Source organism: Streptomyces sp. NPDC001002 (assembly GCF_053599215.1).
In genome coordinates, this window is sequence record NZ_JBSFLV010000003.1 from 62,223 (window position 1) to 87,704 (window position 25,482).

Consider the following 25,482-nt stretch of genomic DNA (forward strand, 5'->3'; position numbering starts at 1 on the left):
GGGTCATTGTCGCGCAGCGACGAAGCAGCCCTGCGGCAGGCCGGCGCGGAAGTGGTACTGGCGGACCTCCAGGGCACGGAGCTGCTGGTGAAGCTCGTACGCTGGTGGTGCGGGCGCTCCCCTTGGTGTTCCCGTGGGTCCGTCATCTGTCGGCGGACGAGCTGGGGGAGTTCGTCGCCGAGCTCTTCGAGGCCGCATGCGACGTGACGCAGGTGGATGGACACGGCCATCTCCATCGCGTCGTCGTCGAATGGCGCGCGACGGCGCGTGTGCTCGCCGACCCCGAACTCACCGCACAGCTCACTCGCCGGCTGCCGGACGAAGACCACGGTGAGGTGACGGACAGCCACCACCCGCCCGACCAAGCTTGAGCAGCCCCCGGCCACCCGTCGGTCACGCACTACCGTGGGACACATGCCCGAGCCCTCCGTGCGGGAGTTCTACGACGATCTGGCCCGCGACTACCACCTGATGTTCCGGGACTGGGACGCGAGCATGGCTTACCAGGCCGAGGTGTTGGGCGGGTTGCTCCGTCGATCTCTCGGGGCGGGGGCGCACGCCGTTCTGGACTGTTCGTGCGGGATCGGTACCCAGGCCATCGGGTTGGCCCTGGCCGGGCACCGGGTCGTCGGCAGTGATGTGAGTCCGGTCGCCGCCGCGCGTGCTGCGGCCGAGGCGGTGGCGAGGGGGTGCCGGCTTCCGGTCGTCGCGGCCGACATGCGCCAACTGCCGTTCGGGGAGGCGTTGTTCGATGTCGTTCTCTGTGCGGACAACTCCCTCCCGCATCTGCTCTCCGGGCAGGATCTGCGGGCGGCGCTCCTCGGGATGAGGCGGGTGCTCCGGGACGACGGGCTGCTGATGATCACCGTCCGGGACTATGACGAGGCTCGCCGGACCAGGCCCACGGCGACACCTCCGCAGGTCTCGGAGACACGCGACGGCCAGGTGATCACCTTCCAGCTGTGGCACTGGCACGAAGACGGCGAGCGCTACGACCTGGAGCACTTTCAGCTCGTCCCCGCGGACGGCACCTGGCGGGTCCGGGTCCGCCGGGGCACCTACTGGGCGCTGACGCGCCCGCAGTTGACCGAGTTCGTGGCCGAGGCCAGCTTCACCGACATCACCTGGCACGGTCCGGACTCCAGCGGGTACTACCAGCCGGTGCTCACCGCGCGGCGCTGAACACTCTGGCTCAAACCCGACGCGGATCAACCCGTCGTGAGGGGAAGGACATCCCCCATGACCACCACTCCCACCTCACGCGCCCCGCGCGCCCTTCCCCTCGCCGCGACGCTTCTCACGGCGACCGTCGCGCTCTACATCGCCCTCGTCGCGTTCGGGAACATCACCGACTTCGACAGCAATCAGCAGTTCGTGCGGCATGTGCTGGCGATGGACACGACGTTCAAGGACGACGACCTGATGTGGCGGGCGGTCACCAGTCATGGGCTGCAGGACGCCGCGTACGTCGTGATCATCGCGTGGGAGGTCGTCGCCGCGGTGGTGTTGATCGGCGGGACCTGGTTCTGGGGGCGGCGGGAGTACGGGCGGGCCCGGCAGGTGTCCACGTACGGGCTGTTGATGTTGATGGTGTTGTTCGGGGCCGGGTTCATCGGCGTCGGCGGCGAGTGGTTCGCGATGTGGCAGTCGGAGGACTGGAACGGCCTTGAGGCGGCGATCCGGGTGTTTGTGATGAGTGGCGTGGTGCTGTTGGTGATCCATCTGCCCGGGGCCGCGCCCGACGCCGGGTGATGACCGCCAATCGACGACCGCTAGTCGACGACCGCTACCTTCGTGCCCGCCGAGCCGAACGTCCACACCGCGTCGCCGTCCGCCGTGCCCATCCGGATGCCACCGGTCTGGACGCCGGAGGCGGGCGGTGGGGAGGAGCCGTCGACCGCGTTGGAGAAGGCGACGTTGACGCCCGACTTCACGGTGAAGTAGAGGACGTGCTCGATCCGTACGCCGTCGGAGCCGGTGAGCGGGCCCTCCGTGCGCTGGCCGACCGTGTAGGTACCGGCGTCCGGGGTGACCGTCCCCGGCCAGACGGCGAAGGTGCGGCTCGCGGTGTCGGTCGCGCCGACCAGCCAGACCCGTTTCTGGCCTAGGGAGAACACGATCCGGCGTCCGGTGCCCGAACCGTCCGGCACGGCGGCCGGCGCCGCCGTCTTCGTGGGCTTGGGATGCGCCGACGCGGACGCGCTCGGACGGGCGGTGGCCGCCTGCGGCTTCGTTCCCTTGTCGGCCTGCACGGCCAGGACGACGACAGCGGCGATCGCTCCCACCGTCAGACCGGTAACCCAGACCTTCGGGGCTGGCACGGCTCGCATCTCCTCGATTAAGGATCCCGAACTCCGCCGAACGGAGAACGGGCGTCGGATCATCGTACCGGCCCCGACCTCGACGCCCGCCCAGCCGAAGCCTCCGCCCGCCCAGCAGAAAGCCTCTGGCCGCCCAGCCGAACCCTCCGCCCGCCCAGCCCTCGGCCTTCGCCCCCTCAGTCCAGCACCGGCAGCAACTCCGGCAAGTGCCCGTCCGAGGCCGCCGCCGCCCGCTGCCGTTCCTCCGACACCTCGCCGTACAGCGTCGTACGTGCCCGCGCCGGACGGCCCGCCGCCTCCGCCACCGCGATCAGGTCCTTCACCGACTTGTACGAGCCGTAGGAGGAGCCGGCCATGCGGGAGATCGTCTCCTCCATCAGCGTGCCGCCGAGGTCGTTCGCGCCGGAGCGGAGCATCTCCGCCGCACCCTCCGTCCCCAGCTTCACCCAGCTCGTCTGGATATTGGGGATGTACGGGTGCAGGAGGAGACGAGCCATCGCCGTCACCGCCCGGTTGTCCCGCATCGTCGGGCCCGGCCGCGCGATCCCCGCCAGGTACACCGGCGCGTTGGTGTGGATGAAGGGGAGCGTCACGAACTCCGTGAAACCGCCGGTCCGTTGCTGGATGCCCGCCAACGTCCTCAGGTGGCCCAGCCAGTGCCGCGGCTGGTCCACATGGCCGTACATCATCGTCGAGCTCGACCGGATGCCCAACTCATGGGCCGTCGTGACGACTTCGATCCACGTCGCCGCCGGCAGCTTGCCCTTGGTGAGGATCCAGCGGACCTCGTCGTCGAGGATCTCGGCGGCGGTGCCGGGGATGGTGTCCAGGCCCGCCTCCTTCGCCGCGCTCAGCCACTCGCGGATCGAAAGGCCGGTCCGCGTCGCGCCGTTGACGACCTCCATGGGCGAGAAGGCGTGGACGTGCATCCCGGGCACGCGCTCCTTGACCGCCTTCGCGATGTCGAAGTACGCCGTCCCGGGCAGGTCGGGATGGATCCCGCCCTGCATGCAGACCTCGACCGCCCCGACTTCCCACGCCTGTTGGGCGCGGTCCGCCACCTGGTCCAACGACAACGTGTAGGCGTCCGCGTCCGTACGGCGCTGGGCGAAGGCGCAGAACCGGCAGCCCGTGTAGCAGACGTTGGTGAAGTTGATGTTCCGCGTGACGATGTACGTCACGTCGTCGCCGACCACCGACTTGCGCACGTCGTCCGCGATCCGTGTCAGCGCGTCCAGCGCCGGACCGTCCGCGTGCAGCAGGGCGAGGGCCTCCGCGTCGGTCAGCTTCGTCGGGTCGTCCGCTGCCGTCGCCAGCGCCTGCCGTACGTCCGTGTCGATGCGCTCCGGGACCATGCCGGGCACCGCCGCCTCGCGCAGGGCGCCCCAGTCGCCGTACACCTCGTCGAAGTCGTCACGACGGTCGGACGTACGGCCCTCGGTGTCGATCGTGGTGTGCAGATCCGTACGGCCGGAGGAGGTGAAGGCCTCCTCCGGTTCCTGCCAGGCGTGGCCCTCGACCACCGCGTCCGGGCGGGCCAGGCCCGTCTCCGGGTCGGCCAGCGCGGCCACGTGCGGGCGCAGGCGCGGGTCCAGCCAGGGCTCGCCGCGCTGGACGAACTCCGGGTATACGCAGAGACGTTCCCGCAGTTCGAAACCGGCCGCCGCGGAGCGTTCCGTGAGCTCCTCGATCTGCGGCCAGGGGCGTTCCGGGTTGACGTGGTCGATGGTCAGCGGGGAGACCCCGCCCCAGTCGTCGATGCCGGCGCCGAGCAGCCGCTCGTACTCGCTGTCGACCAGGTTCGGCGGGGCCTGGATGTTGGCGCCGGGGCCCATGATGTGCCGGGCGACGGCGACCGTGGCGATCAGTTCGTCGAGTTCCGCGTCCGGCATGCCGCGCATCGCGGTGTCCGGCTTGGCGCGGAAGTTCTGGATGATCAGTTCCTGGATCGAGTGGTACGACCGGGAGATCTTGCGCAGTGCGAACAGGGACTCCGCGCGCTCCTCGTACGTCTCGCCGATGCCGATGAGCAGGCCGCTCGTGAAGGGGACGGACGAGCGGCCCGCGTCCTCCAACACCCGCAGGCGTACGGCGGGTTCCTTGTCCGGGGAGCCGTAGTGGGGGCCGCCGGGCTCGGACCAGAGCCGGGTCGCGGTCGTCTCCAGCATCATGCCCATGCTCGGCGCGACCGGCTTGAGCCGCTGGAAGTCGGTCCAGCTCATGACGCCCGGGTTGAGGTGGGGCAGCAGGCCCGTCTCCTCCAGGATGCGGATGGAGATGGCGCGGACGTAGGCGATCGTGTCGTCGTAACCGTGCGCGTCGAGCCACTCGCGCGCCTCGGGCCAGCGGTCCTCGGGCTTGTCGCCGAGGGTGATCAGGGCTTCCTTGCACCCGAGGGCCGCGCCCTTGCGGGCGATGTCCAGCACCTCGTCCGGGGACATGAACATGCCGTGGCCGGCTCGGCGGAGTTTGCCGGGGACGGTGACGAAGGTGCAGTAGTGGCATTTGTCGCGGCAGAGGCGGGTGAGGGGGATGAAGACGCTCTTCGAGTACGTGATGACGCCCGGGCGGCCGGCGGCTTCCAGGCCTGCGTTGCGCACGCGGGCTGCGGATGCGGTGAGGTCGGTGAGGGCATCGCCCCGGGCCTGCAGGAGGACGGCGGCTTCGGTGACGTCTAGGGCGACGCCGTCACGGGCGCGTTTGAGGGCGCGGCGCATGGAGTTGTCGGTGGGGCCCGTTCCGGAGGTCGCGGAAGTCGTCATCCTTCGAGCATACGGAGGGGTTCCGACAGTTCAGTGGGGTCGGGGGGTTGTGGGGGGCTGCTGTGCGTTGCGGAGTGCCGGTCCATCGTGGCTGGTCGCGCAGTTCCCCGCGCCCCTGGGTAGGCAGCGCACCCTCGGCTACAAGTACTCGGCGTAATCGTCCAGCACCCGCAGTACCTCCGGCTCTCCCGCCGGTGGCAGTTGGACCACTACCTCCTCGATACCCAAGCCCGCATAGTGGGCGAGCTTGCCCGCGCTCGGGTAGATCGCGTACGGGACGACCTGGAGGGCCGCCGGATCTCGGCCCGCGTCCGCCCACACTCCCCTCAGTACCGGCAAGGTCTCCGTCAGGCCCCGCCCCCCGATCGGCATCCAGCCGTCGGCGTACTCCGTGATGTGGGCGAACAGCTTCGGGCCGGCCGCTCCGCCGATGAGGGTGCGGGGGCCGATGACCGGGCCGCGGGGTTTCTGGGCCGGCTTGGGGTACGCGTAGCTGGCGCGTACGCTGCCGAACTCCCCGTCGTAGGCGGTGGGTTCGGTGGACCAGAGGGCTCGCATCAGGCCCATCCGGTCCCGGCTCAGTTCCCGTCGCGTCCGCCAGGTCACGCCGTGGTCCGCGGCCTCCTCGACGTTCCAGCCGAAGCCGAGGCCGAGGGTGAAACGGCCGCCGGAGAGGTGGTCGAGGGTGGCGATCTGCTTGGCGAGGTCGATCGGGTCGTGCTGGGCGACCAGGGTGATGCCGGTGCCGAGGTCGAGCCGTTCGGTCACCGCGGCGGCCTGCGCGAGGGCGACGAAGGGGTCGAGGGTGCGGCCGTACTCGGGCGGCAGTTCGCCGCCCATCGGGTACGGGGTCGTCCGCTCGACCGGGATGTGCGTGTGCTCGGGCAGGTACAGGCCGGCGAACCCGCGCTGCTCCAGCTCCCGAGCGAGCCGGGTCGGGGCGATCGTCTCGTCCGTGAGGAAGATCGTTACGGCGATGCGCATGCCCCATCTGTACCGGCCGCGCCCTCAGATGTCCATACCGACCGGTCGGCCTCATCCGCGGCGGTGACGAAGACCACTCCGGGATTTACGGTGGAGGCGTGACCCCCGACCAGGGCCAGGAAACGAGAACCTTCAGCGGCACCCTTCCCTCCGGGGCGCCGGACTATGTCTACGTTCCCGTCGAAGTCCCGGACGGTGTAAGGGAGTTGTGGGTCTCGTACTCCTACGACCGGCCGAACGTCCCACCCGGCGCCCCTGGCTCCCCCGGCACCCCTGGCAACGCTCTCGACATCGGTCTCTTCGACGAGCGCGGCATCGAGGTGGGTGGGGAGGGCTTCCGGGGATGGTCGGGCGGGGCCCGGAGCGAGTTCTTCGTGCGGGCGGACGCTGCCACGCCCGGGTATCTGCCGGGGCCCGTCCGCCCCGGCACCTGGCATGTCGCGCTGGGGCCGTACACGGTCGCGCCGCAGGGGCTGTCGTACGAGATCGCGGTGACGTTCACGTACGGGGAACCCGGGGACGCGGTGCCGGAGCCGGCGTTTCCGCCCGGTCGGGTCGTCGGGCGGGGTGCCGGCTGGTACCGGGGCGACTGTCACCTCCACTCCTGGTACTCCGACGGGCGCCGCACCCCGGCCGAGATCGCGGCGCGGGCGCGGGCGGCCGGGCTGGACTTCATCGCCTCGACCGACCACAACACGCCTTCCGCGCACGCCCATTGGGCCGCCGAGGCGGGCGATGACCTGTTGATCCTGCTCGGCGAGGAGGTGACGACCAGGAACGGGCACGTGCTGGCGTTGGGGATCGAGCCCGGCACCTGGGTCGACTGGCGGTACCGGGCGCGCGGCGGCCGCTGGCAGGGGTTCGCGCGGCGGATCCGCGAGGCCGGTGGGCTCGTCGTGCCGGCCCATCCGCACGCCGACTGCATCGGCTGCGCCTGGAAGTTCGGGTTCGGGGAGGCGGACGCCGTCGAGGTGTGGAACGGGCCCTGGACGCCGGACGACGAGGTGGCGCTGGCGGAGTGGGACGGCAGGCTGGGGCGGGGCCGGCTGCCGGCCATGGGCAACAGTGACGCGCACCGCGATCCGGACGTGGTCGGGCTGCCGCAGACGGTCGTCCACGCCGAGGAACTGAGCCGGGAGGCGATCCTGGAGGGGCTGCGGGCGGGGCGGTCGTACGTCGCCGAGTCGCGGTCCGTGTCCCTGGACTTCACCGCGTCCGCCGACGGGCAGGTCGCGGGCATCGGCGAACGGCTGGAGACCGACCCCGACACCCCGGTCACCGTACGCCTGACGGCCTCGGGCGCCCCGCGCTGCACGATCCGCTTCGTGACCGACCAGGGCGTACTGTTCACCGCCGACCCACTGCCGGTCTCCGGCTCCGGTACGGCGGAGTGGCACACGACCGCCGGCCACGCGGCCTACGTACGGGCGGAACTGCGCCACGAGACGGCGGTCGGGCCCCTGCCCGGGGTGATGGCGGCGTTCACGAATCCGGTGTTTCTGGGGCGGGCGTGAGGGTGGCGTTCAGGAACTCGGCGTCTCCGGGTCGTCGCTGACCGACTGCAGGTCGGCGACAACCGCCGCGTGGTCGGAGGGCCAGACCCCGTCGACCGGACCGTGCCCGGTCCGTCGTACGGCCCGTACCGTGCCGATGCCGCCCGGGCCTGCCGGGGCGCCGACGTGGATGTAGTCGATGCGGGTGCTGGGGCCGAGGCCCGGGTGGACGTACGGGTTCGTGTGGTCCCAGGTGGTCGACGGGGCCGATGGGTCGGCGTAGTCCCAGGCGTCGAAGAACACCTGTCTCGGTACGACGGGTGCTGTCTTCGTGCCGGAAAAGCGGCGGATCTCGTCCGAGTCGGGCGGGGCGTTGAAGTCGCCGGTGACGACGGGCGGGAAGTCGGTGCCGGCGCGGTGGGCGGCGACGAACTCGGCGAGGGCGGTGACCTGGCGGCCGCGCAGGGCGGAGAAGTGGAGCTGGGAGCTGAGGTGGACGGTGAAGAAGGGCAGTTGGTGGCCGGGGGCGTCCACGCGCGCGTAGAGGGCGAGTCGGCCGTCGTCGGCCTCCTCGGGGGCGGGCAGTCGGAGCACGTCCTGCTCCACGACGGGCCAGCGGCTCAGTACCGCGTTGCCGACCTCGACGCCTGGGCGGCCGATCCGGCGCTGCCAGCGGTCGGAGGCGAGGGAGGGGGCCCAGGTCCAGTGCAGGCCCAGTTCACCGGCCAGCCACTCGGCGAGGTTCTCGCCGTCGGCGGCCCACACCTCCTGCAGGCCGACGACGTCCGCGCCGGTCTCCCGCAGCACGGCCAGGATCGCCTTCTGCCGCTCCGCCCAGGGGCCGAACCGCCACCACAGGTTCCAGGTCATCACGCGCATCGCCGACACCCCTTCACCTGCCTGCCGCGGACGCTGGGACCATTGAAGCCGCTGCCACCGGCGCCCGCCGGGAATCGGACCACAAAAGAGACGACACGAGACAGGAGTCTCAGCGGCCATGTCCAGCAACGCCGAGAACAAGTACCGGAAGGCGCGTTCCTTCCAGCGCCTCCTCAACCCGATCATGCGCCGCGTACCCCTCCAAACGGTCCTGGAGACCACCGGCCGCACCTCCGGCCTCCCCCGCCCGACCCCCGTGGGCGGCCGCCGCATCGGCGACACCTTCTGGCTGGTCTCCGAGTTCGGCGAACGCTCCCACTACATCCGCAACATCAAGGCCGACCCGAGGGTGCGCGTGCGGCTCCGTGGGCGGTGGCACACCGGTACGGCGCACTTGATGCCGGAGGACGACACGACGGCCCGCCTGCGCACGCTGCCGCGGATGAACAGCAGGTCGGTGCGGGCCATCGGGGCGGGGTTGCTGACCGTACGGGTGGATCTGGAGGGGTGAATACCTCTTCTCTCGCCTCTTCTCTCGCCCCTTCTCTCACCCCGGCCAGACGATCGCCTGTACCTCGCTGTACGCGTGCAGCGCGTACGAGCCCACGTCCCGGCCCACCCCGCTTCTCTTGAAGCCGCCGAACGGGGCCTCCATGTTGCGGCCCACGGTGTTGATGCCTACGCCGCCGGCGCGGAGGCGGCGGGCGACGCGGAAGGCCTTGGCGACGTCGGCGGACCAGACGTAGTCGATGAGGCCGTAGTCGGTGTCGTTGGCAAGGGCGATGCCCTCTTCCTCGTCGTCGAAGGGGATGACGACGACCACCGGGCCGAAGATCTCCTCGCGGGCGACCCGCATGTCGTTGGTGCATTCGGCGAGGAGGGTCGGGGGGACGTAGAACCCGCGGTCGAGGGACGGGCGTTCGCCGCCCGCCATCACCACCGCGCCTTCCTTGCGGCCCAGTTCGATGTAGGACTCGACGCGGTCGCGGTGGGGGGCTGAGATCACCGGGCCGACGATCGTGTCGGGTTCCTGGGGGTTGCCCACCTTCAATCGGCCCGCGTACAGGGCCAGTTGCTCCACCAGGCGGCCGTACACGCCCCGTTGGGCCAGCACGCGTGTCGGTGCCGTGCAGATCTGGCCGCTGTAGAAGGAGAAGGTCGTGCCGATGCCGGCCACCGCCGACGCCACGTCCGCGTCGTCCAGGACCACCGCCGCGCCCTTGCCGCCCAGCTCCATCAACTGGCGTTTCATGTCCCGGCCGCACGCCTCGGCGATCCGCTGTCCGACCGCCGTGGAGCCGGTGAAGCTGACCATGTCGACGTCGGGTGAGGAGACGGCCGCCTCGCCGACCCCGACCGAGCCGCCGGAGACGACGTTCACCACGCCCGGCGGCACCCCGGCCGCCTCCAGCGCCTCGGCCATCCGGTAGACCGAGAGCGGGTCCTGCGGGGCCGGTTTCACCACCACCGTGTTGCCCATGGCGAGGGCGGGCGCGACCTTGCCTGCCGGATTGGCCCACGGGTTGTTGTACGAGGTGATGCACGTGACCACCCCGACCGGCTGGCGCACGGCGAGCGCGCCCATGACGCCCGCCTTCCCCATCGGCCCGGCCTCGTTGATCTGCGGCGGGATCGCCCACTCGGCGCTCTCCACGCGCGCGTACCGCCGGAACCGGGCGACGCCCACCCCGACCTGCATCGCGCGCGCAGTCCCGGTCGTGGCGCCGGTCTCCGCGCGGGCCAGTTCGGCGTACGGCACGAACCGGCTCGCGATGATGTCCGCGGCCCTCCCCAGCACCGCCGCCCGTTCCTGGGGCGAGGTCCGCGACCACGGCCCGAAGGCCTCGCGGGCCGCGGCGCAGGCCGCGTGCACCTGATCCCGCGAGGCCTCCGGCGCCCAGCCGACGGTCTCCTCGGTCGCCGGGTCGACGACCTCGTAGTGCCCGCCGTCCGGCTCGACCCAGGCGCCGCCGACGAACAGCCGCTGCCCGTCGGCCACTTGGCCCGGAGTCACCTGGCTCACCTGGTGCTCACCGTCCTGGTGTCCCGCCCCGACCGCAGCACCTTCCCGGGCACCGACCCGCTCACCACGTCGTCCCGGATCGCCTCGACCCCGTTGACCCACACGGCCCGTATCCCGATCGCCTTGGCGTCGAGGCGCGGGCTGTCACCCGGCAGGTCGTGCACCAGGGTGGCCTTGCCGGCGTCGATCCGCTCCGGGTCGAAGAGCACCAGGTCCGCATGGAAGCCCTCCGCCACCCGTCCCCGCTCGCGCAGCCCGAACAGCCGCGCCGGATCGTCGGTCAGCATCTTCACCGCCTGCTCCAGACCCACCAGCTTCCGCCCGCGCAGACAGTCACCGATGAACCGCGTGGTGTACGGGGCTCCGCACATGCGGTCCAGGTGCGCGCCGGCGTCGGAGCCGCCGAGCATGACGTCCTCGTGCTGCCAGGTCTCGGCGCGCAGCGCCCAGGACGCCGGGTCGTTGTCGGTCGGCATGGGCCACAGGACCGTACGCAACTCGTCGGCGGCGCAGATCTCGACCAGCGTGTGGAAGGGGTCCTGCCCGCGTTCCGCCGCGATGTCCTCGACGACCCGACCGGTCAGGCCCTCGTTCGCCTCGCTGTACGTGTCGCCGATGACGTACCGCCCGAAGTTCGCGAGCCGCCGGAAGACGCCGGCCTCCTTGGACGACGCGTGCCGCAGCATCTCCGCGCGCACGTCCGCGTCCCGCAGCCGCTCGATCCGCTCCGGCACGGGGAGGCTGAGGATCGGGCCCCAGCCGGGTATCAGGTTCAGCGCGCAGAAGGTGCCGAGCGACATGTTCATCGGCGTGAGGATGGGCATGGTCAGCGCGACCACCCGTCCTCCGGCCTTCCGCGCCCGTTCACTCGCGAAGAGCTGCCGGGGCACGCGCTCGGGGACGGACGAGTCGATGGTCAGCACGTTCCAGTTCAGGGGCCGGCCGGCCGCCGCGCTCATCTCCGCGAACAACTCGATCTCGGCATCACTGAACTGATCGAGACACCCGGCCACGATCGCCTCGATCTGCGTCCCCTCGTGCTCCCCAACGGCCTTGGAGAGAGCGATCAGTTCGGCGGGCTTGGCATGCCGGGAGGCGACGGGCTGTCCGTCCCCGTCGGAGTGCGTGGAGGACTGGGTGGTGGAGAAACCCCAGGCTCCGGCGTCCATGGCTTCATGCAACAGCCGCACGATCTCGCCCAGTTGCTCGTCACTGGGCTGCCCCCCGACCGCCTCCGGCCCCATCACATGCCGGCGCAGCGCACAATGCCCCACCATGAAACCGGCGTTGACAGCGATCCGCCCCTCAAGAGCATCGAGATACTCCCCGAAGGAACTCCAACTCCACGGCGCCCCCTCCTCCAACGCCACCAACGACATCCCCTCGACCTTGGACATCATGCGGCGGGTGTAGTCGGCGTCGGCGGGCCGGGAGGGATTGAGGGGGGCGAGGGTGAACCCACAGTTCCCGGCCGCGACCGTCGTCACGCCGTGGTTGAGGGAGGGGGTGGCGTACGGGTCCCAGAACAGCTGGGCGTCGTAGTGGGTATGGGGATCGACGAACCCGGGCGCGAGAACGAGTCCGGTGGCGTCCTCAACGGTCCGGGATTCTTCGGTGATTGCGCCTACCTGGGCAATCCGACCGTCCCGAATCCCCACATCGGCGGCACGGGCAGGCGCACCCGTGCCGTCCACAACGGTGGCGCCTTTAATGACGTGATCGAGCATGAGCCTTGCCTCCTCGAACTCCGGGCGCGCGTCCCCACCTAGGGGCGCGGGGAACTGCGCGACCAGCCACAACGAACCCGCACCCGCCGACGGACGTCACACGGCAGCCCGGAACCGCGAAGTCCGATGAACAGGATCCGTGTCGATCTTCGGAATCACGTGCTCCCCGATCAACCGGATCGTCCGCAACGTCTCCTCCTTCGGCACCCCCACCGGCAACCCGAAGCTCAACTGGTCCGCCCCGGCCTGCTCCCACCGCTTGCACTGCGTGAGCACCTCGTCCGGGTCGCCGCAGATCAGCAACTCCTCCTCGATCAGCAGCTCCACGAACTCCGCGTTGTACTCGGGCAGCGTCTCCGGCCACACCGGGAACCCCTCGGGACGAGGAAACGTGTCGTGGTACCGGAACACCAGCGAGGGCAGATAGTGCAGCCCGCCGTTCACGGCGACCTCGATCGCCTCGGCGTGCGTCGGCGCGCAGATCGCCGTCGTCGTCACCATCACGTTGTCGTTGACGAAGTCACCGATCGGCTCCGCGTTCACGACCGCCGTCTTGTACTGCTCCAGCACCCACTCCATGTCGGAGACCTTCTGGATGCTGAAGCCGAGGACCCCGAGCCCCTTGCGCGCGGCCATGGCGTACGACGGAGGGGAGCCCGCCGCGTACCACATCGCCGGGTGCGACTTCCCGTACGGCTTCGGCAGGATCTTCCGCGGCGGCAGCTGCCAGTGCTTGCCCTGGAAGCCGACGTACTCGTCCTGGAGCCACATCTTGGGGAACTCGGCGATCGTCTCCTCCCAGATCTCCTTGGTGTAGTTCATGTCGGTCACACCCGGTATGAACCCGAGGATCTCGTGCGAGCCCGCCCCACGCCCCGAGCCGAACTCGAAGCGGTTCTCGGTGAGATGGTCGAGCATGGCGACCTTCTCGGCCACCTTCACGGGGTGGTTGACCTGGGCCAGCGGGTTGAAGATGCCCGAGCCGAGGTGGATGCGGTCGGTCGCATGGGCGAGGTAGCCGAGGAAGACGTCGTTGGCGGAGAGGTGCGAGTACTCCTCCAGGAAGTGGTGCTCGGACGCCCAGGCGTACTTGAAGCCGGACTTGTCCGCCTGGATGACGTACTCGGTCTCCTCCATCAGCGCCTTGTGCTCGGCGAGCGGGTCGGTCTCGGCGCGCTTGCCCACATATCCCTGTACAAAGAGCCCGAATTCCAAGGAGGTTCACCGTCCCCGGTTCTGGTGTCCACGGTTTCTGACGATCCGTCAGCTCAGTTGGCCCGACTGTTGCACCACGCGCATGGAGGGTCAATACCTGACGTGGAGTCAGATGACGGAGACCCCGGCGAGCCATCCCCCGTCGATCACGAAGGGCTGCCCGGTGATGTAGGAGGAGTCGTCGGAGGTGAGGAAGAGCGCGAGGCGGGCCACTTCCTCCGGGCGCCCGATCCGGCCGAGCGGTACGAGCTTGCGGTACAGCTCGTCGAGGGCCCTGGACATCCCCTCGACGTCCGCGCCCGGGTCCAGCTGGGCCGGGTTGGACATCGCGGTGTCGATCGCGCCGGGGCATATCGCGTTGACCCGGATGTGCCGCTGCGCCAGTTCGAGGGCGGCGACGCGGGTGAGGCCCAGGATGGCGTGCTTGGTGGCGGCGTACGTGCCGACGGCCGCCATACCCGTCACCGCCGTGTACGAGGCCGTGTTGACGATCGTGCCGCCGTCCTCCATGGCCGGCGCCACGGTCTTGATGCCGAGGAAGCAGCCGACCTGGTTCACCCGCACGACCTGCATGAACTCGTCGAGGGGCGTGTCGACCAGGGAGTTGAAACGCAGGATCCCGGCGTTGTTGATCAGCCCGTCGATCCGCCCGTGGGCCTCCTTGACCGCAGCCACGGCGGCACCCCAGTTCTCCTCCTCACCGACATCGAGATGGACGTACAGCGCACCCAACTCCTCGGCCAGCGCCTTCCCTTGATCGTCCAGCACGTCCGCCACGACCACGCTCGCACCCTCGGCCGCGAACAGCCGCGCCTCCTGCTCCCCCTGTCCGCGCGCCGCCCCGGTGACGAGGACGACGCGTCCGTCGAGCTTGCCCATGGCGCACTCCTTCGCATCGGTGGATACCGGCATCGTAGCGCCGGATCTGACGGATCGTCAGACAGTCATCCGACCCTTGCACAAGCACACATCAAGTGACCTACGGGTAGGGATATTTGACCCTGGCCATACCTCTGCTCGGCTCCAACAATGCCGGGTATGGCAAAGCGGAGATTACGCAACAGGAAAGTCAGGTACGTGGCGATCGGCGCGGCACTCGCCACCGGCGGGGTGGTCGTCGCCCTGCTTCCGTCGGCGAACGCGGCCGAGGAGAAGACGGCGGACCAGATCATGACCATGTGCGAGCGGTCCGCGGTGGTCAACGGCGAGAAACGGACGGTGGAGGATTTCGGGGGCGCCTTCGCGGACGGTTTCCAGGCCGACAACTGCGAGTTCGTCGAGACGAATTTCGAGACCTTCGACGGGCCCACCGAGAAGGCCTCCATCGACTTCCCCAACTGCGAGCCCAACGCCACCGAACCGGCCAAGGTGTCCCTCACCTGGTCGTCGACCGTGGCCCAGGGGCAGGGCAAGTACGTCTCCACTCAACAAGGGGGCGGCGGGGGCCTCTTCGGGTTTCTCAGCGGGTCCTGGGTCAAGCACAAGGGCACCCTCGACATGACCGTGAAGTCGGCGACGGCCGGGGACACGGAGACGCGGGACGTGCCGGTCGGCAAGGTGCTCCACATGGAGTTCACGCCGAAGCTCCAGCGCATGACCGGCGAGTGGCGGGTGCGTATCGACGCGAACCCCGGCAGCTTCGCCGTGAACCCCTCCCCCGAGCAGAACTTCGTGGCGCCGGACGTGGTCGAGGGACCCGTGGTCCTGCCCGGTGCGGCCGGCGCCCCCGGTGTCGTGGACGGCACCTCCAAGGCGGTCCTGGAGGACTGCTGAACCGCCGGCCGGTCGCCGAGAAACCGCAGCTCACACCCCCTTCATCCCCACTTCACCCCCACAGGAGACACCCATGACCCGGACCGGCCGCGCCAGAAGCCACCGGAGCAGGAAGAAGCGCGTCACCCTCGCCCTGGCGCCCGTGGCGGCGCTCGCGGTGATCGTCCCGCTGATGAACCAGGCGGGTGCCGCCACCCCGTCCGAAGTGACCGCCGACTGCGCCTCGGACTCCGACAAGCTGGCGGACTGCGAGTTCGTCGACGTCCAGTTCAAGGCGAACAGCCTCGGGCCCAACGAACGCGTCTCCGCGGTGACCGACAACTGCGGTGCCACGGGTACCGCGTCGAAGACCTTCAATGTGAGCGCGTCGGTGACCCGGACCATTCAGCTGGAGAACGGGTCCACCACCGAGGCCGGGACAAAACTCGGGAACTCGTTCTTCGAGGTCGGTCTGGAGTTCAGCACGTCGACCATCAACATCACGCGTGACGACAAGACGACCACCCTCGCCTTCAGCCGGACGGACACCGTGCAGGCGGACAGCATCGCCTTCTTCATGTGGTCCGCCAAGCGCACCGATGTGAGCGGATTCCTGAAAGCCACGTACAAGGAGCCGCAGGACGGGCAGACGGTGTTCTTCTCGCCGAGCGAGGGCGCCGCGACCGTGCACGTCTTCTATCCGCAGATCCTGAACAACGGAACGCCCGACGGGCGACTTTGGCTGCGGAATGTGAAATGCGGGACCGCCGAGGCGAGCGGAGTCCAGAACTCCACGAAGGCGGTCCGCTCGGAACCCGGATTCGGTCAGGGCGGCGGCAATGTCACCGACGTGGAAATACCGCTGACGGAGGTCCCGGCGCCCTGATCCCCGCGGTGACCGGTTCTCAGGTGCGAAGCACGGGTGTGGTCCCCAGCCAGCGCAGGACCGCGTCCGTGCCGCTGCGGGCGTCCAGCTTGGCGTAGATGTTGCTGAGGTTGTTGCGGACGGTCTTCTCGCTCAGCCGCAGCCGCAGGCCGATCTGCCGGGCGCCCAGGCCGGTCGAGAGCAGCTCCATGATCTGCTGCTCGCGCGGTGAGAGCAGGCCGCGCAGCCGCTGCATCGCGCCGTCGGTCGCGGCCATCCGCCGGGCCCCCTCCCGCAGGGCGGCGGACGCGGACGGCGAGAGGTAGGTGTGCCCGACGGAGGCGGCCATGGCAGCCGAGGACAGCACCTGGTCGCAGTAGTCGCCCTCGACCAGATAGCCCGCCCCGCTGCGGAACACCTCGACCACCGTCCCGGTGTCCTGGCGCGGGCTGATGACGACCACCGGAACGCCCCGGGTGCCGAGGTGCGCCAGCAGTCCCGGAAAGGTCTCCGCCGGATCCTCGCAGCGCAGCAGCACGACGTCCGCCGTGGTCTCGCGCAGCCCGGCGTAGGGCGGGAGAACGCGCAGCAGACTGCCGACGAACGCGTCGTCCGGGGCCGGCCAGTCGTCGTACGGCCAGCTGTCCCCCGTGCAGGCCAGTACGACGGAGAGCCGCTGGAGGGATCGCACTTCGGGGTCCTTCCGCCGGAGCCATTACGTCCGTACGTCCGTACATACGCGGCTCGGCGTGACCATGTTCAAACAGGGGGTGATCAGAGCAGCGGCGCCACCTCGCTGCCGAACGCGGTGATCTGGTCGGTGAGTTCGGTGCGGTCGCGGCAGCGGAAGCGGACCTGGATCTGGTGCACGCCCATCGCCGCGTACGCCCGCAGGGACTCGGCGAGAGCGTCCGGCGGGCCGGTGAGCGTGCGGCGGCCGACCTCCCACGCGGGGGTGCCGACGTAGAGCGGCTCGGTGATCGCGCCGTTCGTGAACGGGCCCTCGATACCCGCTCGTTCGCGCAGTTCGCGGATGCGGGCGAACTGGGCGGGGAGGCGGTCGCGGGGGTCGCCCTGGGGCAGCCAGCCGTCGCCCTTGAGCGCGGCGCGGCGGACGGCGGCGGGCGAGGAGCCGCCGACCCAGAGGGGGACGCGTGCCTGTGCGGGGCGGGGGCGCTGGCCCAGGCCCTCGAAGTCGTAGAGCTTGCCGTGGTGTTCGGGGAACTCCTCCGGGCCGAGCGCCTCGCGCAGGGCGTCCACGCACTCGTCCAGGACCGGGCCGCGCCGGTCGAAGTCGACGCCCAGCGCCTCGAACTCCTCGCGTACGTGTCCGGCGCCGACCCCGAGGATCAGCCGGCCGCCGCTGAGGTGGTCGAGGGTGGCGTACTGCTTGGCGGTGGCCAGGGGGTGGCGCAGGCCGACCACCGCCACGTGGCTCAACAGCCGTACGCGCTCGGTCACTCCGGCCAGGAAGGAGAGGGTGGCCACCGGGTCGTACCAGGTCGTGCCCATCGCGGCGGCCAGGCGGCGCGGGACGCCGACGTGGTCGCAGCCCGCAATGTAGGCGAAGCCCGCCCGGTCGGCGGCGCGGGCGATCTCGACCAGGTCGGTCACGCCGGCCGCGGCCTCCCACGGCTCGGCGTAGATCGTGCTCTGGGACTGGATCGGGAGTTGGATGCCGTACGCCGGGGCGGTCACCGCCACAGTCCCTCGGGGGTGAGGCCGAGCAGGTCGATGGCGTTGCCGCGCACGATCCGTTCCACCACGTCCGGGGCCAGGTGGCCCATCTGGGCCTCGCCGACCTCGCGGGACTTGGGCCAGGTGGAGTCGGAGTGGGGGTAGTCGGTCTCGTAGAGGACGTTGGCGACGCCGATGGAGTCGAGGTTCTTCAGGCCGAAGGCGTCGTCGAAGAAGCAGCCGTAGACGTGCTCGGCGAACAGCTCGGACGGCGGGCGGTGGACCTTGTCGGCGACGCCGCCCCAGGCGCGGTTCTCCTCCCAGACCACGTCGGCGCGCTCCAGGATGTAGGGGATCCAGCCGATCTGGCCCTCCGCGTACATGACCTTGAGGTTCGGGAAGCGCTCGAACTTGCCGCTCATCAGCCAGTCGACCATCGAGAAGCAGCAGTTGGCGAAGGTGATCGTCGAACCGACCGCGGGCGGCGCGTCCTTGGAGGTGGAGGGCATCCGGCTGCTGGAGCCGATGTGCATGGAGACGACCGTGCCGGTCTCGTCGCAGGCGGCGAGGAAGGGGTCCCAGTCGTCGGTGTGGATGGACGGCAGGCCCAGGTGCGGAGGTATCTCGGAGAACGCGACGGCACGCACGCCCCGGGCCGCGTTGCGGCGGACCTCGGCGGCGGCCAACTCCGGGTCCCAGAGCGGGATCAGGGTCAGCGGGATCAGGCGGCCCCGGGCGGCGGGGCCGCACCACTCCTCCACCATCCAGTCGTTGTAGGCCTGGACGCAGAGCAGGCCCAGCTCGTGGTCGGCGGCCTCGGTGAAGGTCTGGCCGCAGAAGCGCGGGAAGGTCGGGAAGCAGACGGCGGACTGGACGTGGTTGACGTCCATGTCGGTCAGGCGCTGGGGCACGTCGAAGGAGCCGGGGCGCATCTGCTCGTAGGTGATGACTTCGAGCTTGATCTCGTCCCTGCTGTAGCCGACGGCGGTGTCGAGGCGGGTCAGGGGGCGGTGCAGATCCTCGTAGACCCACCAGTCGCCGATGGGTCCGTCGTCTCCCGGCTCGCCCATGACGGGGGCGAACCGGCCGCCGAGGAAGGTCATTTCCTTCAGCGGGGCGCGGACTATGCGGGGGCCGGTGTCGAGGTACTTCTTCGGGAGGCGGTCCTGCCAGACGTCCGCGGGCTCCACGGTGTGGTCGTCCACGGAGATGATCAGGGGGAACTCGGCCTGGGCGGTGTCGTGGGTGTCCATGGCGGCCACGGTAGCGCCGATCTGACGGGTCGTCAGCTACGTGGATGGCGGCTTTTGGCGCTCCGCTCCGCGCAGATGTATGCACGGAGCGTGTGAGGGCTTTGTGATATCCCGCGCGGCCGCCTGTGACCGTGCCCTCCACAGCTGACGCATCCGCCATGAACAAGGCAAACTGACGGGGTTGAAGACAGACTCCAGGGGGACGGCCATGGACGTACCGCGAGTACCGGAGCAGAGGCGCCGCGATGTCGCCGACCCGGAGGCGCTGGCCTTCGGGGTGCTCGGTCCGGTGCGCGCCCGGCGCGGCGAGGAACAGCTGAGCACCGGCTCCCCGCAGCAACGCGCCCTGCTGGCGGCCCTGTTGCTGCGCGAGGGCCGGATGGCGACCGCGGCCGAGCTGATCGACGCCCTGTGGGGCGACGAGCCGCCGTCGCAGGCGCTGGCCGCGCTGCGCACGTACGCCTCCCGGCTGCGGAAGGTGCTGGGCGCCGGGGTCCTGGTCAGCGAGTCCGGCGGGTACGCGGTGCGCGGTCTTGACGAGGGCGCGCTGGACCTCGCGGTGGCACAGGAGTTGGCGGCGGAGGCGGAGAAGGCGAAGAACGCCGGCGACCTCTGCCATGCCCGGGAGGTGCTGGGGCGCGCGCTGGCGCTGTGGGACGGAGAGGCGCTGGCGGGAGTGCCGGGGCCGTACGCGGAGGCGCAGCGGGTCCGGTTGGAGGAGTGGCGGCTGCAACTCACCGAGACGCGGCTGGACATGGACCTGGAGCAGGGCTGCCACGCGGAGGCGGTCTCGGAGTTGACCGCGCTGACCGCGGCGCACCCGCTGCGGGAACGGCTGCGCGAGCTGCTGATGCTCGCCCTGTACCGCAGCGGCCGCCAGGCGGAGGCCCTCGCGGTGTACGCGGACACGCGCCGCCTGCTGGCCGAGGAACTCGGCGTCGACCCGCGCCCCGGCCTGCGCGAGCTCCAGCACCGGATCCTCCAGGCCGACCCCGGCCTCGCGGAGCCCTCGGCCCCGCAGGCGGAGCCCGCCACGGCATCGGTCCGCCCGGCCCAACTCCCGGCCACCGTGCCGGACTTCACCGGCCGTTCGGCCTTCGTCGCCGAGCTCGGCCAGGTGCTCGCCTCGGCGGAGGGCCGGGTCATGGCGGTGTCCGCGCTCGCGGGCATCGGCGGTGTCGGCAAGACGACCCTCGCCGTGCACGTGGCCCACGAGGCACGGGCCGCCTTCCCGGACGGACAGCTCTACGTGGACCTCCAGGGCGCCGGACCCCGGCCCGCCGAACCGGAGACGGTGCTCGGCTCCTTCCTGCGCGCCCTGGGCACGGCCGACTCGGCGATACCGGCCACCCTGGCGGAGCGCTCGGCGCTGTACCGGTCCGTCCTGGACGGGCGCCGGGTGCTGGTGCTGCTGGACAACGCGCGGGACGCGGCGCAGGTCCGTCCGCTGCTGCCGGGCACGGCCGGCTGCGCGGCGCTGGTCACGGCCCGGGTGCGGATGGTCGATCTCGCGGGAGCCCATCTCGTCGACCTGGACGTGATGTCCCCGGACGAGGCGCTGTCGCTGTTCACGAAGATCGTGGGCGAGGAGCGGGTGGCCGCGGAGCGGGAGGCGGCTCTGGACGTGGTCGCTGCCTGCGGGTTCCTGCCGCTGGCCCTGCGCATCGCGGCCTCCCGGCTGGCGGCGCGCCGGACCTGGACGGTGTCGGTGCTGGCGGCCAAGCTGGCGGACGAGCGGCGCCGGCTCGACGAACTCCAGGCCGGTGACCTGGCGGTGAAGGCGACCTTCGAACTCGGCTACGGCCAGCTGGAGCCGGCCCAGGCCCGCGCCTTCCGGCTGCTCGGCCTGGCCGACGGCCCGGACATCTCGCTCGCGGCAGCGGCGGCCGTACTGGATCTCCCGGTGGAGGCGACGGAGGACCTGCTGGAGTCCCTCGTCGACACCTCCCTGGTGGAGTCGGCGGCGCCGGGCCGCTACCGCTACCACGACCTCGTACGCCTCTACGCGCGTTCTTGCGCGGAGCGGGACGAGTTGCCGCCCGCCGAGCGGGAGGCGGCCATGTCCCGGCTGCTGGACTTCTATCTCGCGACCGCCGCGGGCGTCTACGCGATCGAGCGGCCCGGCGACCGCCTGGTGCACCACCTGGAGCGGACCGCCTATCCGGGTCTCACCTTCGACTCCGCGCGCGCCGCGCAGGACTGGCTCTACTCCGAGGCCAACTGCCTGATGGCCTGCGTACGGCAGTCCGCCCACGACCGGAGTCTGCGGCGGGCCGTCGATCTCCTGTGGGCCACCAAGGACCTGGCCGAGTCGGGCGCCAACGCCCGCGTGTACGAACTGGCCGCGCTGACCGTCCGGGACGCCGCGCACGAGGTCGGCAACGCCCACGCGGAGGGCCGCGCCCGCACGGTGCTGACGACCGTCCACCTCATCGCCGGCCGCTTCAAGGAGGCCGACGAAGAGGCCCAGCTCGCCATGGCCCTGGCGGCCGACGCGAACGACCCGCTGCCGAGCTGCTGGGCCCCCAACGACCGGGGCATCATCGCCCTCTACGAGAACCGGCACGCCGACGGCGAGCGCTATCTGCAACTGGCGATCGACAACTTCCGGGCCGACGGCAGCGATGTCGGCGAGGCCAGCGCGCTGTGCAACCTCTCCCGGATCCGGCTCGCCATGGGCCGTACCGCGAGCGCCATCGAACTCGCTCAGCAGGGCATCGACATCTACGACCGGATGGGCCTCACCCTGCGCCTGGCCAACGGCCGTTACGCCCTGGGCATCGCGCTGACCGAGGCCATGCGGCTGCCCGAGGCGCTCCACCAGCTGACCGAGGCACTGGCGTTGTTCCACGAGCACCGCCAGCCGCTGTGGGAGGGCGTCACCCACTTCCGGATCGCCGAGGTGCACCTGGCGGCCCAGCAGCCCACCCTCGCCGCCGGCCACGCGGAACAGGCGATCGCGCTGCGCGGCATCGGCGGCGAGTGGCGGCGCGGAACGGTCCTCACCGTCCTGGGCAGGGCCCTGTCCCGGCTCGGCCAGTCCGACCGCGCACAGGCCTGCTGGCGGGAAGCCCTCGCCATCTACGAGCGGCTGGACTCGGACGAGGCCGTCGAGGTCCGCGCACTGCTGGCGTCGAAGGCCGCGGCCTAGGGTCTGCCGTTTGGATCAGCCCGGCGCCGCGGGCCCTGGCGCGTTCATCGTTCGTTTATCGGCGCGCGCCAGTCTTGCCTCAGTCGATCCGTCGCGTCGGGGGGCAGACGGATCTCGATGAGGGCGCCCCACTAGGGTGAACGGCCCGCGACGGCCCGTCCGACAGCCCCCGGGGGAGCAGTCGGACGGGCCGCTCAGATTTCGTGCACCGTCTCGCAGGAGTTGATGATCATGACCCAGCCCGAGAAGAACGACGACGTCGTCAAGCCGCTCGACAACCACGCCTCCCTGGTGGAGGAGAACCTCATCACGGCCGCGAAGGACAAGGCGCCGGAGGTCACGGCCCAGACCCCGGGGCAGGTGACCACGCTGGACAACCACGCCTCCAGCGAGGAAGCCCGTCTCCTGGACAACCACGCATCGGACGAGACCGTCTGACCCGGTACCGACGACGTCCCGACGGGGGACCCGGCCGCGGTGGCACCGAGGGGGAGCCACCGCGGCCGAGGCATGTCCGGGGCCCGGCCGGAACACCCGCCTAGCGCGCCCGCAGCTCCCGCTTGAGCACCTTCCCGCTCGCGTTCCGCGGCAGGCCGGCCACGAACTCCACCGACCGCGGCACCTTGTAGTTCGCCATCTCCCGCCGCGCCCACGCGATCAGGTCCTCGCCCGTGGTGACCGCGCCCGCGCGCCGCACCACGTACGCCTTGCCGACCTCGCCGAGCCGCGCGTCCGGGGTGCCGATCACCGCCACGTCGGCCACATCCGGGTGCAGGCCGAGGAGTTGCTCTATCTCTGCCGGGTACGCGTTGAAGCCGCCGACGATGAACATGTCCTTGATCCGGTCGGTGATACGGAGGTTGCCGGCGCCGTCCAGGACGCCGACATCGCCCGTGCGCAGCCAGCCGTCCGGCGTCACCGCCTCGGCGGTCGCCACCTCGTCCTCGTAGTAGCCGCGCATGACGTTGAAGCCGCGGACCAGGATCTCGCCGGGCTGTCCGGGGGGCGCGTCCACCTTCACCTCCGTGCCCGGGATCGCGCGGCCCGAGGTCGAGGCGATCACCTCGGGCGGGTCGCCGCGGCGGCACATCGTGACGATGCCGCTCGCTTCGGAGAGACCGTAGGCGGTGAGGACGGTGCCCACGCCGAGTTCGCCGCGCAGGCGTTCCACCAGGCGGAGGGGGACGACGGCCGCGCCGGTCACCACCAGGCGCAGGGCCGACAGGTCGTGGGTGTCACGGGCCGGGTGGTCCAGGAGGGACTGGTGGAGGGTGGGCGGGCCCGGGAGGACCGACACCCGTTCCGCCGCGATGTTCGCCAGCACCGTGTCGATGTCGAAGACCGGCTGCGGGATCATCGTCGCGCCCCGCATGAGGCAGGCGATCACTCCTGCCTTGTAACCGAAGGTGTGGAAGAACGGGTTCACGATCAGATAGCGGTCGCCGTGCCGCAGACCCGCCAGCTCGCTCCAGATCTCGTAGCCCCGCAGCGTCTGCGCGTGGGTGATCACCGCGCCCTTGGGGCGGCCCGTGGTGCCGGACGTGAAGACGATGTCCGACGGCGTCGAGCCGTCCAACGCCGCGGCACGGGCGGCGACTTCGGCCTCCGGCACCTTGTCCCCGCTCGCCAGGAAGTCCTTCCAGGACCGGAAGTCGGCCGGTGCGTCGTCCGAGAGCACCACCACCTGCTCAAGGGCCGGCAGCCCCGGCAGGGGCCCGTCCCCCGCGCCCTCCCCGGCCGCCCGCCGCAGCGCCGCCACGTACGAGGTCCCCAGGAACGTGCCGGTCACGAACAGCAGCCGCGTCCCGCTGCGGCGCAGCACGTCCGTCGCCTCCGTGCCCTTGAAGCGGGTGTTGAGCGGGACCAGCACCCCGCCGGCCGAGACCGCGCCCAGCGCCGCGACCATCCAGTCAAGGGAGTTGGGCGCCCAGATGCCGACCCGGTCGCCCGGCATCACGCCGTTCGCGACACAGGCCGCCGCCGCCCGCTCCACCCGCGCGCCCAGCTCGGCGTACGAGACGCGGGTCCGCCCGTCCACCACCGCCTCGGTGTCCGCGTACCGCTCCGCCGCCGCACGGACCAGCTCCGGGATGCTGCGCCACTCCACAATCGGCCTCCCCGCACCTGAACTTCCAACGTCCGACGCATTAGCTGACTACCCGTCAGATTAGCTGTAGCCTGACGGGCTGTCAGCAGGCCTCACAAGGTGCGGAGGTGCGTGCAGCGTGACCCTCAAGGACGCCACGGCGATCGTCGGCATCGGCCAGACCCCGTTCGCGAAACACCTCGCGGACGACGAACGGACCCTGGCCTGCCGGGCCGTGCTCGCCGCGCTCGACGACGCCGGCATCGCCCCGGGCGAGGTGGACGCGCTCGCCTCGTACACGATGGAGGAGACCGACGAGGTCGAACTGGCCAAGGCCGTGGGCTTCGGCGACCTCACCTTCTTCAGCAAGGTCGGCTTCGGCGGCGGCGGTTCGTGCGCCACGGTCGCCCACCTGGCCGCCGCGATCGCCACCGGCCAGGCCACGGTCGGCGTCGCCTGGCGCTCCCGCAAACGCGGCAGCGGACCGCGCCCCTGGTCCAACACCACCCGCCAACTCCCCACCCCCGGCCAGTGGACCCGCCCCTTCGGCCTGCTCCGCCCCGCCGACGAGATCGCCATGCTCACCCGCCGCTACCTCCACGAGTACGGCGCGACCCGCGACCACCTCTTCAACGTCGCCCTCGCCTGCCGCAACCGCGCCAACCAGAACCCGGCCGCGATCATGTACGAGCGCCCGCTGACCCGCGAGATGTACATGACCTCCCGCTGGATCAGCGAGCCCCTCTGCCTCTTCGACAACTGCCTTGAGACGGACGGGGCGTTGGCCTGCGTGGTGGTCAGCGCCGACCGGGCGCGGGACTGCCGGCAGCGGCCCGTCCTCATCCACTCCGCCGCCCAGGGCCTGCCCGCCCAGCACCACGGCATGGTCAACTACTGGAACGACGACCCGCTCACCGGACCCGCCTGGAGCGCCGCCCGACACCTGTGGAAACACGCCGACTTCACGCCGCAGGACGTCGATGTGGCCCAGATCTACGACGCGTTCAGCGCGCTGGTCCCGCTCTCCCTTGAGGGCTACGGCTTCTGCGGGCGCGGCGAGGGCGGCGCGTTCACCGAGCAGGGCGCCCTGGAGATCGGCGGCCGGCTGCCGCTCAACACGGGCGGCGGCGGCCTCAGCGAGGCCTATGTGCACGGCTTCAACCTCATCAACGAGGGCGTCAAACAGCTCCGCGGCACCAGCACCGCCCAGGTCCCGGGCGCCGCGACCTGTCTCGTCACCGCCGGCGAGGGCGTCCCGACCTCCGCGCTGCTGCTCACCAACAGGAGCTGACCC

General features: G+C 70.8%; 22 protein-coding genes. 10 read left to right on the plus strand and 12 right to left on the minus strand.

Annotated features, from left to right (window positions below; genetic code table 11):
• The first annotated feature begins 107 nt into the window (after positions 1–107).
• The 3 genes from ACWDR3_RS02715 to ACWDR3_RS02725 are packed head-to-tail and all read left to right on the plus strand — an operon-like array spanning position 108 to position 1,752.
• Complete coding sequence (locus tag ACWDR3_RS02715) at positions 108–371, plus strand: hypothetical protein (RefSeq protein ID WP_450350202.1); 264 nt, start codon at positions 108–110, stop codon at positions 369–371.
• Between the two features lie 43 nt (positions 372–414).
• Entirely contained in the window at positions 415–1,182 is a 768-nt protein-coding gene (locus ACWDR3_RS02720; protein WP_450350204.1) for a class I SAM-dependent methyltransferase, read from the plus strand.
• A gap of 57 nt (positions 1,183–1,239) precedes the next feature.
• Entirely contained in the window at positions 1,240–1,752 is a 513-nt protein-coding gene (locus ACWDR3_RS02725; protein ID WP_450350205.1) for a DUF2165 domain-containing protein, read from the plus strand.
• 20 nt (positions 1,753–1,772) lie between these two features.
• On the opposite strand, the gene ACWDR3_RS02730 is transcribed toward ACWDR3_RS02725, so the two are convergent.
• The 3 genes from ACWDR3_RS02730 to ACWDR3_RS02740 all read right to left on the minus strand — a co-directional run bounded on the left by ACWDR3_RS02730 (position 1,773) and on the right by ACWDR3_RS02740 (position 6,067).
• Positions 1,773–2,330 carry a hypothetical protein gene (locus tag ACWDR3_RS02730; RefSeq protein ID WP_450350206.1) on the minus strand — a complete coding sequence of 186 codons (558 nt, stop codon included), beginning with the start codon at positions 2,328–2,330 and terminating at the stop codon, positions 1,773–1,775.
• 167 nt (positions 2,331–2,497) lie between these two features.
• Positions 2,498–5,083 carry a bifunctional FO biosynthesis protein CofGH gene (locus tag ACWDR3_RS02735; RefSeq protein WP_450350208.1) on the minus strand — a complete coding sequence of 862 codons (2,586 nt, stop codon included), beginning with the start codon at positions 5,081–5,083 and terminating at the stop codon, positions 2,498–2,500.
• A 138-nt stretch (positions 5,084–5,221) separates the two neighbouring features.
• Positions 5,222–6,067: an LLM class F420-dependent oxidoreductase gene (locus ACWDR3_RS02740; protein ID WP_450350209.1), complete on the minus strand. Its 846-nt coding sequence runs from the start codon at positions 6,065–6,067 to the stop codon at positions 5,222–5,224.
• Positions 6,068–6,165: 98 nt separating this feature from the next.
• Between ACWDR3_RS02740 and ACWDR3_RS02745 the strand changes: the two genes are divergently transcribed.
• Entirely contained in the window at positions 6,166–7,581 is a 1,416-nt protein-coding gene (locus ACWDR3_RS02745) for a CehA/McbA family metallohydrolase (protein WP_450350210.1), read from the plus strand.
• 9 nt (positions 7,582–7,590) lie between these two features.
• On the opposite strand, the gene ACWDR3_RS02750 is transcribed toward ACWDR3_RS02745, so the two are convergent.
• Complete coding sequence (locus ACWDR3_RS02750) at positions 7,591–8,439, minus strand: endonuclease/exonuclease/phosphatase family protein (protein WP_450350211.1); 849 nt, start codon at positions 8,437–8,439, stop codon at positions 7,591–7,593.
• A gap of 118 nt (positions 8,440–8,557) precedes the next feature.
• On the opposite strand from ACWDR3_RS02750, the gene ACWDR3_RS02755 reads away from it, so the two are divergent.
• Positions 8,558–8,950: a nitroreductase/quinone reductase family protein gene (locus ACWDR3_RS02755; RefSeq protein WP_450350213.1), complete on the plus strand. Its 393-nt coding sequence runs from the start codon at positions 8,558–8,560 to the stop codon at positions 8,948–8,950.
• 36 nt (positions 8,951–8,986) lie between these two features.
• Here ACWDR3_RS02755 and ACWDR3_RS02760 read toward each other — a convergent pair whose 3' ends face one another.
• The 4 genes from ACWDR3_RS02760 to ACWDR3_RS02775 all read right to left on the minus strand — a co-directional run bounded on the left by ACWDR3_RS02760 (position 8,987) and on the right by ACWDR3_RS02775 (position 14,283).
• Positions 8,987–10,462 carry an aldehyde dehydrogenase family protein gene (locus ACWDR3_RS02760; RefSeq protein ID WP_450350215.1) on the minus strand — a complete coding sequence of 492 codons (1,476 nt, stop codon included), beginning with the start codon at positions 10,460–10,462 and terminating at the stop codon, positions 8,987–8,989.
• Complete coding sequence (locus tag ACWDR3_RS02765; protein WP_450350217.1) at positions 10,459–12,189, minus strand: N-acyl-D-amino-acid deacylase family protein; 1,731 nt, start codon at positions 12,187–12,189, stop codon at positions 10,459–10,461. Before ACWDR3_RS02765 ends, ACWDR3_RS02760 begins: the two co-directional genes overlap by 4 nt.
• 96 nt (positions 12,190–12,285) lie before the next feature.
• Positions 12,286–13,404 (minus strand): LLM class flavin-dependent oxidoreductase, encoded by a 1,119-nt coding sequence (locus tag ACWDR3_RS02770; protein WP_124003957.1) that lies wholly within the window; start codon positions 13,402–13,404, stop codon positions 12,286–12,288.
• 108 nt (positions 13,405–13,512) lie between these two features.
• Positions 13,513–14,283: an SDR family NAD(P)-dependent oxidoreductase gene (locus tag ACWDR3_RS02775; protein WP_450350219.1), complete on the minus strand. Its 771-nt coding sequence runs from the start codon at positions 14,281–14,283 to the stop codon at positions 13,513–13,515.
• A 159-nt stretch (positions 14,284–14,442) separates the two neighbouring features.
• On the opposite strand from ACWDR3_RS02775, the gene ACWDR3_RS02780 reads away from it, so the two are divergent.
• Together ACWDR3_RS02780 and ACWDR3_RS02785 are read left to right on the plus strand one after the other, a co-directional pair.
• Positions 14,443–15,177, plus strand: coding sequence for a hypothetical protein (locus ACWDR3_RS02780; RefSeq protein WP_450350220.1), 735 nt, complete (start codon positions 14,443–14,445; stop codon positions 15,175–15,177).
• Positions 15,178–15,250: 73 nt separating this feature from the next.
• Positions 15,251–16,042: a hypothetical protein gene (locus ACWDR3_RS02785; RefSeq protein ID WP_450350221.1), complete on the plus strand. Its 792-nt coding sequence runs from the start codon at positions 15,251–15,253 to the stop codon at positions 16,040–16,042.
• Positions 16,043–16,061: 19 nt separating this feature from the next.
• Here the strand turns inward: ACWDR3_RS02785 and ACWDR3_RS02790 are convergent, their stop codons facing one another.
• From ACWDR3_RS02790 to ACWDR3_RS02800, 3 genes are all read right to left on the minus strand, one after another.
• Positions 16,062–16,712 carry a response regulator transcription factor gene (locus tag ACWDR3_RS02790; RefSeq protein ID WP_450350223.1) on the minus strand — a complete coding sequence of 217 codons (651 nt, stop codon included), beginning with the start codon at positions 16,710–16,712 and terminating at the stop codon, positions 16,062–16,064.
• 83 nt (positions 16,713–16,795) lie between these two features.
• Entirely contained in the window at positions 16,796–17,719 is a 924-nt protein-coding gene (locus tag ACWDR3_RS02795) for an LLM class F420-dependent oxidoreductase (RefSeq protein WP_450350224.1), read from the minus strand.
• Positions 17,716–18,951: an amidohydrolase family protein gene (locus tag ACWDR3_RS02800; protein ID WP_450350226.1), complete on the minus strand. Its 1,236-nt coding sequence runs from the start codon at positions 18,949–18,951 to the stop codon at positions 17,716–17,718. Before ACWDR3_RS02800 ends, ACWDR3_RS02795 begins: the two co-directional genes overlap by 4 nt.
• Before the next feature lie 208 nt (positions 18,952–19,159).
• Between ACWDR3_RS02800 and ACWDR3_RS02805 the strand changes: the two genes are divergently transcribed.
• The gene (locus tag ACWDR3_RS02805) at positions 19,160–22,102 is read left to right on the plus strand and encodes a BTAD domain-containing putative transcriptional regulator (protein ID WP_450350228.1); all 2,943 of its coding nucleotides are present in this window, start codon (positions 19,160–19,162) and stop codon (positions 22,100–22,102) included.
• 231 nt (positions 22,103–22,333) lie between these two features.
• Entirely contained in the window at positions 22,334–22,540 is a 207-nt protein-coding gene (locus tag ACWDR3_RS02810; protein WP_450350229.1) for a hypothetical protein, read from the plus strand.
• A 100-nt stretch (positions 22,541–22,640) separates the two neighbouring features.
• Here ACWDR3_RS02810 and ACWDR3_RS02815 read toward each other — a convergent pair whose 3' ends face one another.
• Positions 22,641–24,209 (minus strand): FadD3 family acyl-CoA ligase, encoded by a 1,569-nt coding sequence (locus ACWDR3_RS02815; protein ID WP_450350231.1) that lies wholly within the window; start codon positions 24,207–24,209, stop codon positions 22,641–22,643.
• A gap of 118 nt (positions 24,210–24,327) precedes the next feature.
• Here ACWDR3_RS02815 and ACWDR3_RS02820 point away from each other — a divergent pair, with 118 nt between their 5' ends.
• Complete coding sequence (locus ACWDR3_RS02820) at positions 24,328–25,479, plus strand: lipid-transfer protein (protein WP_450350232.1); 1,152 nt, start codon at positions 24,328–24,330, stop codon at positions 25,477–25,479.
• Positions 25,480–25,482 lie beyond the last annotated feature (3 nt).

Bases quoted from the DNA above. Each gene is read 5' to 3' on its own strand.
- ACWDR3_RS02720 (WP_450350204.1), top strand. From the start codon at position 415: ATGCCCGAGCCCTCCGTGCGGGAGTTCTACGACGATCTGGCCCGCGAC.
- ACWDR3_RS02725 (WP_450350205.1), top strand. From the start codon at position 1,240: ATGACCACCACTCCCACCTCACGCGCCCCGCGCGCCCTTCCCCTCGCC.
- ACWDR3_RS02730 (WP_450350206.1), bottom strand. From the start codon at position 2,330: ATGCGAGCCGTGCCAGCCCCGAAGGTCTGGGTTACCGGTCTGACGGTG.
- ACWDR3_RS02735 (WP_450350208.1), bottom strand. From the start codon at position 5,083: ATGACGACTTCCGCGACCTCCGGAACGGGCCCCACCGACAACTCCATG.
- ACWDR3_RS02740 (WP_450350209.1), bottom strand. From the start codon at position 6,067: ATGCGCATCGCCGTAACGATCTTCCTCACGGACGAGACGATCGCCCCG.
- ACWDR3_RS02750 (WP_450350211.1), bottom strand. From the start codon at position 8,439: ATGCGCGTGATGACCTGGAACCTGTGGTGGCGGTTCGGCCCCTGGGCG.
- ACWDR3_RS02755 (WP_450350213.1), top strand. From the start codon at position 8,558: ATGTCCAGCAACGCCGAGAACAAGTACCGGAAGGCGCGTTCCTTCCAG.
- ACWDR3_RS02765 (WP_450350217.1), bottom strand. From the start codon at position 12,189: ATGCTCGATCACGTCATTAAAGGCGCCACCGTTGTGGACGGCACGGGT.
- ACWDR3_RS02775 (WP_450350219.1), bottom strand. From the start codon at position 14,283: ATGGGCAAGCTCGACGGACGCGTCGTCCTCGTCACCGGGGCGGCGCGC.
- ACWDR3_RS02780 (WP_450350220.1), top strand. From the start codon at position 14,443: ATGGCAAAGCGGAGATTACGCAACAGGAAAGTCAGGTACGTGGCGATC.
- ACWDR3_RS02785 (WP_450350221.1), top strand. From the start codon at position 15,251: ATGACCCGGACCGGCCGCGCCAGAAGCCACCGGAGCAGGAAGAAGCGC.
- ACWDR3_RS02800 (WP_450350226.1), bottom strand. From the start codon at position 18,951: ATGGACACCCACGACACCGCCCAGGCCGAGTTCCCCCTGATCATCTCC.
- ACWDR3_RS02805 (WP_450350228.1), top strand. From the start codon at position 19,160: ATGGACGTACCGCGAGTACCGGAGCAGAGGCGCCGCGATGTCGCCGAC.
- ACWDR3_RS02810 (WP_450350229.1), top strand. From the start codon at position 22,334: ATGACCCAGCCCGAGAAGAACGACGACGTCGTCAAGCCGCTCGACAAC.